Here is a 6,376-nt window from a genome sequence, read left to right on the forward strand (position 1 = left end):
GATGTTTACCACCTCTGTGAGATTGCCAACCATCGTCTACATTTATATAGCTCCACCCATAATTTGCTAGGCCTTTGTTAACCATTGCTTGTGCAGATGCAATTACATTTTTTTGTGTAACATCTGGCCCCCAACAGTTCCAACTATTCCAGCCCATAGGCGGAGTTAAACAAATGGTTTCACCCACTACAATTGTAAAGTTCTTTTTTTGTTCTCCTTTTTTATTTTTAGCAACAAATGTTAGCGCATAATCTCTTTTTTGCAGATTTTTAATAACACCACTTATTACACCTGTTTCTGTATTTAATTTTAAACCTGCAGGCAATCCTTTTACGGCAAACTCCATTGGTCTTTTTCCTGTTACAGGTATACTATATAAAAACTGAGATCCTGGACGTACGCCAAACACTGTTGGTCCGTTTATATTAGGACTAGTACTTGCCTTGGGAGTTAAAATGTATTTACCTTTTGGGTTTTTAGGTTGATACACTTTTTGTTCTTCTTTAGTATTACAAGAAACAATTAGAGTAAAGCATACTAATAAACAAAAAATATTAGTGTATGACGTATTTATCATTGGTGGTTTGTTTAAAATTGGTGTTGCTAAGTAACAAATAAGAGCAGGCGTAAATGTTTCTCTTAGTCAAACTTTTGTATCCTAACGTGCATTTTTAAGGTATACAGCATAAAAAAGTGCGACTGTAATTTACTTACAGGCACACTTTTTATAAATTGTACCATTTAAGATGTACAAAAATACTTAGCAATCATCTTTACTATTCATAAGTCATTAAACAAAATTTTGTCTAATTTTTCTAGTTGTATTGTATTTACTTCAACTTGTTTTTACTCAACTTAATATTTAATTTATAAAAACATTACCTTACTACGGTAGCCTCTAATTCTACCTTTAATGTTTCAAAAAGACTTTGTACTTCTAATAAAGTACTTGCTTGTTTTATATTGTGTTTTGTTGTCCAATTTTGAAAAATATCAAAACAAGAAAAAAATTCTTCTGTAGACGTAGTGTAAATATTTAACCTAACAATATTTTTACACTCATAACCAGCATCTTTAATTACCTGTTCTAAATTTTTAATAGATGTACTTACTTGACTTTTCATATCTTCAGCACTAGATTTTCCATTAGAATCTATTGCTGTTTGTCCTGCTATGTATAAAGTTCCTTCTGCCCTAGCTACTTCAACTGCTTGTACATAACCTCTATCATTTTGCCATTGCCAAGGGTTAATTACTTGTTTTTTCATCTGTTTTTATGTTTTGTGATTACACCACAAATATTTTAAATAATACTATTGTTGGTGCGTGATAAACATCACAATTATAAAAAAGAAGAAATTTTTAAGATGATAACCTACTAAGTGTTTCTCGTGACACACCTAAATAAGAAGCTAAAAGAGTTTTAGGTACTCGTTGAAACAAAATTGGTTGTTGCTTTAACAACTGTACATAACGCTCCTTTGCGTTGGAGGTTAAAAAAGATAAAATCCTGTTTTGTGAGGCTATGTGTCCTGAGTGAGATTTTTTAAGAAAAAAACGCTCTATCTTAGGCATTTTAGAAGATAATTTATAATAATTTTTAAGACTAATTGAATACACCTCAGTGTCCTCTACACATTGCAATGACATTTTTGCTTTGGTTTGTTCAAAATAGGCTAAAAAATCACTTTCCCACCAGTCTTCCATCGCAAAAGATACTATATGTTGTTTACCATTTGCATCGTTAAATACTAATTTTAAGAGTCCCGAAATAACAAAATAACAATGGTTTACATCTTCGCCTTCTTGAATAAGAAACTCATTCTTTTTATATTTTTCAATATTAAAATGAGACAACACAAAACTAAACTCGTTATCAGAAAGAGGAATTAATTTTATTATGTGTTCTTTTAATTTGTTCTTCATTAGGCAATAACTTCTATTTTACAAATTAATACTGAATAAAATTATAATAGCTAAACACTAGGTTACACTTATAAAAGAACTACGCAAAACCTAGTTCCACATACCATTAGATTCTGTTAAAATTATTGGTGCGTTATCTGTAACTAGTATTGTTTGCTCGTGCTGTGTTACGTATCCTCCTTTATTACCAACCAAAGTCCAACCATCTTTTAACTCTACAGCAACAGTAGATTTTGTAGAGATAAAAGTCTCTATTGCAACTGTAGTATTTTTTTTAAATCTCTCACGATTAGTTCTAACTCTGTAATTCAAAATATTTTCAGGCTCTTCATGCAAACTTCTACCTACTCCGTGGCCTGCTAAGTTTTTAATTACTTTAAAACCAGATTTCTTAGCCTCGGACTCTATTAAGTGTCCAATGTCTGCTATTTTTACTCCTCCTTTAATATTTGTAATTGCTTTGTGTAATATATTTTTAGAAGCATCTACAAGTGGTTGGTGATTATGAATATCCTCTCCAATAACAAAAGAACCACCATTGTCTGACCAAAATCCGTTTAACTCCGCAGAAACATCAATATTTATTAAATCTCCTTCTTTTAGTATTTTATTTTTATACGGAATACCGTGAGCAGCTTCTTTATTTACACTTATACAAGCGTAACCAGGAAAGCCATAAGTTTCATAAGGAGCAGATTTAGCTCCATAGCGCTTTAATATTTCTCTGCCATAAGCATCCAATTCTTTAGTAGACATACCAACTTTAGCATACTCTTTCATTAATTTTAGTGTAGTTCCAACAACTTCACTAACTTTTATCATTCCTAGTAATTCTGATTCTGTTGTTATAGACATTCTTCTTCTTTTTTTAATGAGTTACAAGAGTTTGCTTGTTTTTTGTTGGACGTTTAGTGCTATACTTTACTGGTACTTTTTTATTCTAGCATCCAATTAATTAAATCTTTTTTATTGACAATTGCCCAGGAATGCGGATGCCTTTCTCCATTTGCTCTATACCCTCGGTTTTTTGTTTTTATCAATTCAATAGTAACTTCTCCAAATTCTATCATTAACTTTTCTGATAATTTTTGAATATAAAAGGCATTTAAATCTTCATATTCATTTTTTGCATATTCTTTCCACCACTCTACGTCAGGTTCTGTATATAACCTAACTTTTAAATTTTTTAATCCTTTTAAATTATTAATATTTTCGGTTTTAAATGTATAGGGAGAATATTGCTCATACTTAGTTATCTGGTCTGTAGATGGATTTCCAAATTCTTCATCAAACATATTCTTAATCCAAGTAGATTCTTGAACAGATGACACAGAAAAATTAAGCTTTAAATTCTTTTCTGCAGTTGTATAAAGACCAAGAAGGTCTATTGGTGAATCTACAATAAAAGTACCTTTGGGTTTAATTTGACTTTTATGAACCACAAGGTAATTGCTAATTAGCAGACTTACATTTCCTCCGCTTGAAAACCCTCCTATGAAAATGTTTTTTTTTGATAATCCATGTTCCTTTATTATTCTTGCTAATTGGTCTGCTAGTTCTTGTTTTTCTTTTTTGTTTAAATACAAACGCTGATTTAAATTCATTGCTAAAACCGAATAGTTATTTTTTACACTTAGTTCGGCAATTTTAAATTCAGACAATGTGTTTTCTGCATTACAAGGAAAGCAGGGAAATAAAATTAATAAGCCATTTTGCTTTTTGGCCTTAACAAGCTCAAAATAAGAAGTTTTTATAACCTCGCTTTTTACTTCTTTAGTCTTATTATCTTTTTTAGACTCGCCTTTACAAGAAGTTACAATTAAAAGTAAAATTATAATGTATTTTGTCATTTTTTTAATTGTAGCTAAGGCATTTACATCTAATTACTCTTAGGTTAGTTTAATTATTTTTAATGGTTTTGTTTATATAACCTTACGCATTTAAACATCTAAATTAGTAATAAAAAGCCGATTAAAAAAGTAGTAAATACAGACACGCTAAGCTTTACAAGCAAGCCATAATTAGTAATAATTTACCGCTGGTAATTTATAGTGGTTTTTGTATATTTACAATAGATTTTACACGCTAAAAATTGCCATATATGACGTTTTACAACAAGTTAAAATGGATACTAGGAATCTTAATGATTTTTGTCTTAATAATTGCAACAAATTTAATAGACAAAAATAATTTTGTGCGTGTTCGTGATTCTGTTGTAACAATTTATGAAGACAGGTTAATTGCAAATGATCTCATTTTTGAAATGCTCCAATTAGTTCAGGAGAAAGAAATTGCAGTTGCAGTATCTGATTCTACTTTTTTTAAAGATAAAAATTTAAAAGTCAACACTAATCTGCAGTCATTGGTTTCTAGGTTTGAGCAAACAAAACTTACAACGCAAGAAACAAAGGTGTTTGATAGTTTTAAAAATAACCTTAAGACGTTAATAAAATCTGAAAGTCAATTTTTAAGTACAAGCCATAATAACAAGTCTAAAGTTGTTGCTCAACTCAAAAAAATAAAGACAAATCTTAGCGATTTATCAAAAATTCAGTTGAATGAAGGAAGTAGGCAAATGTTAATTAGTAAACGTGCTGTAGATACTGTAGAGTTGTTTACACAAATTGAAATTTATTTTCTGGTTCTTTTGGCTATCATCATACAAATAATAGTAATGTACAACCCTAAAGAAAAAGCTTAAGTGTTATTATAGCACTGTGCTAAAATAAACACTTTTGCATACTATTACTCGTAGATATTTTACGTTATAATTAATTCTACTGTTACAGTAAAATATTCAATTTTATCTCTATCGTGTTCTAAATTAATAGTATTTTTTGATTTATCTATTTTTTCTCCAGAGGCAAACATACTAATAACGGCAGAACAATAAGGATCAATTTTCTCAAATTCTGGGTGTTCAAATTGTCCGTATACACCAGCATTGTCCCATCCACAACAAGCCCATTTTAAATTTCCCATTCCATAATTTTCTTTAAGGAAACCTTCTACTATTTTAGATTTATTTCCACGTACTCTGTAAGTAGCTCTATAAATTATTTGACTGTTTTTTACTTCTTCACATTTTACAAATTCTAACTCTTTATGTGTTTTTGCATAAGCTTCTAATAAATTACACTTAAGTTCTGTTTTTGAATTAACAAACTCATTTGAGAAACCAAAAATTAGAACTGTAAAAGAAAACAGTATATATTTTAGAATTGAATTCATTTTGTTTTTTATTAGTAGTAACAACTTTGTATATAGCTTATTAACAATTTGAGTTCAATATATTCATCGCCAAATTTGTTTCAATTTTCTTGCTTAATCCTCACGTTAAATATAACAAACGTTGTTTACCTAAAAATCGGCTATGTATTGTTGTAAAATGCTATTGCCCGTTTTATTTCTTTTGTTTTTTAATTCTCTCAATTGATTCAAAAAGAGTGTCTTCTATTAATTCATTAGATTCAATTTTGAAGTATGATCTAAACTCCAATAATATTTCCCAAGCTTTTTCATTATCGATTAGAGCTAACACCTCAAGTTTTTCAATTTTTGTTAGTAACTCCTCATCTTTATATGTTTTAGCTACATTCTCCAATTCTAACATAAATTCGTCAATTTGGTTTTGATCAATTTTATGATTTTTAAAATCAGGTCGTTTAATTATGTTCTGAATAATATCTTCATCAAAATAGATTTTTCTATGTCCCAAAGGAACTGTTTCATACTCCCAATTATTTCCGAATCTTAAAAGCCCCATCTCTGTAATTTCTAACACTCCGTCTTTAAAATTTACAAAACAATTTTGAGAAAGAGATTCAAGTAATAATTCGTCAGTTTTACAATTGAAAATATCAAAATCAGAAATCAAAAGTTGATTATCTGATATTTTTGAATTTACAAAACCGCAAATATTATAAGTCTCTCCATTAGCAAGTTCAAAAGTCATTGCAGGTTTAACACCTTTCAATTCCAATTCTGTCCCATTAGAACAGAGACACTGATTTTGTTGGCCATAAGTTGAAATGGAAAGTAAAATTATAATTAATGTGATTCTTTACATTTTAGAAATTGGTTATAACGTTTCAGCTATGGTTAGTAAGGGAATTAAAAGCGATTAATTTCCGATTAAGCACTTAGCCAAAACTTTTTTTGTTTTTTTAATTACCACATCTAAAAGATTTAATGGTCTTTATAAAAAATACACTAAACTCTAAGTTAAGCACCAAAAACCCAATTTTTATAGGTATTGTTGGTAAACATCATTATAGGTTAAAAGTATGTTGTTTAGAATAATGAGCAAATTTTTTGTTTCGAATAAATAGCTCAACTTTACGAACTTCTGCATAATAATTTGCCTGAAAAATTTCAATAAATTTTCCAGATGTAGGGATTTTACGAGGAGCATTGTCTTCATAATATGTGTAAAAATCTTCAAAATCAA

Annotated in this window: 8 protein-coding genes; 1 reads left to right on the plus strand and 7 read right to left on the minus strand. The window is 29.2% G+C overall.

All coding sequences use genetic code 11. The features are described from left to right. The 5 genes from ABJD66_RS14880 to ABJD66_RS14900 all read right to left on the minus strand — a co-directional run. Window positions 1–577, minus strand: a 577-nt coding sequence (locus ABJD66_RS14880; protein ID WP_348133061.1) for a putative Ig domain-containing protein, incomplete at its 3' end; no start/stop codon positions are given. A gap of 301 nt (window positions 578–878) precedes the next feature. Further along, window positions 879–1,268 carry a RidA family protein gene (locus ABJD66_RS14885; RefSeq protein WP_348133064.1) on the minus strand — a complete coding sequence of 130 codons (390 nt, stop codon included), beginning with the start codon at window positions 1,266–1,268 and terminating at the stop codon, window positions 879–881. A gap of 94 nt (window positions 1,269–1,362) precedes the next feature. After that, window positions 1,363–1,926 carry a Crp/Fnr family transcriptional regulator gene (locus ABJD66_RS14890; protein WP_348133067.1) on the minus strand — a complete coding sequence of 188 codons (564 nt, stop codon included), beginning with the start codon at window positions 1,924–1,926 and terminating at the stop codon, window positions 1,363–1,365. 90 nt (window positions 1,927–2,016) lie between these two features. Beyond that, window positions 2,017–2,781 (minus strand): type I methionyl aminopeptidase, encoded by a 765-nt coding sequence (gene map, locus ABJD66_RS14895; RefSeq protein WP_348133070.1) that lies wholly within the window; start codon window positions 2,779–2,781, stop codon window positions 2,017–2,019. An 80-nt stretch (window positions 2,782–2,861) separates the two neighbouring features. Continuing rightward, a complete protein-coding gene (locus ABJD66_RS14900) occupies window positions 2,862–3,776 on the minus strand; it encodes a hypothetical protein (protein WP_348133073.1) in 915 nt (304 codons plus the stop codon). A gap of 251 nt (window positions 3,777–4,027) precedes the next feature. Between ABJD66_RS14900 and ABJD66_RS14905 the strand changes: the two genes are divergently transcribed. Next, window positions 4,028–4,627 carry an MCP four helix bundle domain-containing protein gene (locus tag ABJD66_RS14905; protein WP_303544145.1) on the plus strand — a complete coding sequence of 200 codons (600 nt, stop codon included), beginning with the start codon at window positions 4,028–4,030 and terminating at the stop codon, window positions 4,625–4,627. Window positions 4,628–4,686: 59 nt separating this feature from the next. Here ABJD66_RS14905 and ABJD66_RS14910 read toward each other — a convergent pair whose 3' ends face one another. Beyond that, window positions 4,687–5,157 carry a DUF4952 domain-containing protein gene (locus ABJD66_RS14910; protein ID WP_348133077.1) on the minus strand — a complete coding sequence of 157 codons (471 nt, stop codon included), beginning with the start codon at window positions 5,155–5,157 and terminating at the stop codon, window positions 4,687–4,689. Window positions 5,158–5,329: 172 nt separating this feature from the next. Continuing rightward, window positions 5,330–5,908 carry a hypothetical protein gene (locus ABJD66_RS14915; protein WP_348133080.1) on the minus strand — a complete coding sequence of 193 codons (579 nt, stop codon included), beginning with the start codon at window positions 5,906–5,908 and terminating at the stop codon, window positions 5,330–5,332. Between the last annotated feature and the right edge of the window lie 468 nt (window positions 5,909–6,376).

It is taken from the genome of Cellulophaga sp. (assembly GCF_039943695.1).
Classification (GTDB): Bacteria; Bacteroidota; Bacteroidia; order Flavobacteriales; family Flavobacteriaceae; genus Cellulophaga.

Excerpts from the sequence above, each read along its gene's own strand:
- ABJD66_RS14885 (WP_348133064.1), bottom strand. The coding sequence starts at position 1,268 with ATGAAAAAACAAGTAATTAACCCTTGGCAATGGCAAAATGATAGAGGT.
- ABJD66_RS14900 (WP_348133073.1), bottom strand. The coding sequence starts at position 3,776 with ATGACAAAATACATTATAATTTTACTTTTAATTGTAACTTCTTGTAAA.
- ABJD66_RS14905 (WP_303544145.1), top strand. The coding sequence starts at position 4,028 with ATGACGTTTTACAACAAGTTAAAATGGATACTAGGAATCTTAATGATT.
- ABJD66_RS14910 (WP_348133077.1), bottom strand. The coding sequence starts at position 5,157 with ATGAATTCAATTCTAAAATATATACTGTTTTCTTTTACAGTTCTAATT.
- map (WP_348133070.1), bottom strand. The coding sequence starts at position 2,781 with ATGTCTATAACAACAGAATCAGAATTACTAGGAATGATAAAAGTTAGT.
- ABJD66_RS14890 (WP_348133067.1), bottom strand. The coding sequence starts at position 1,926 with ATGAAGAACAAATTAAAAGAACACATAATAAAATTAATTCCTCTTTCT.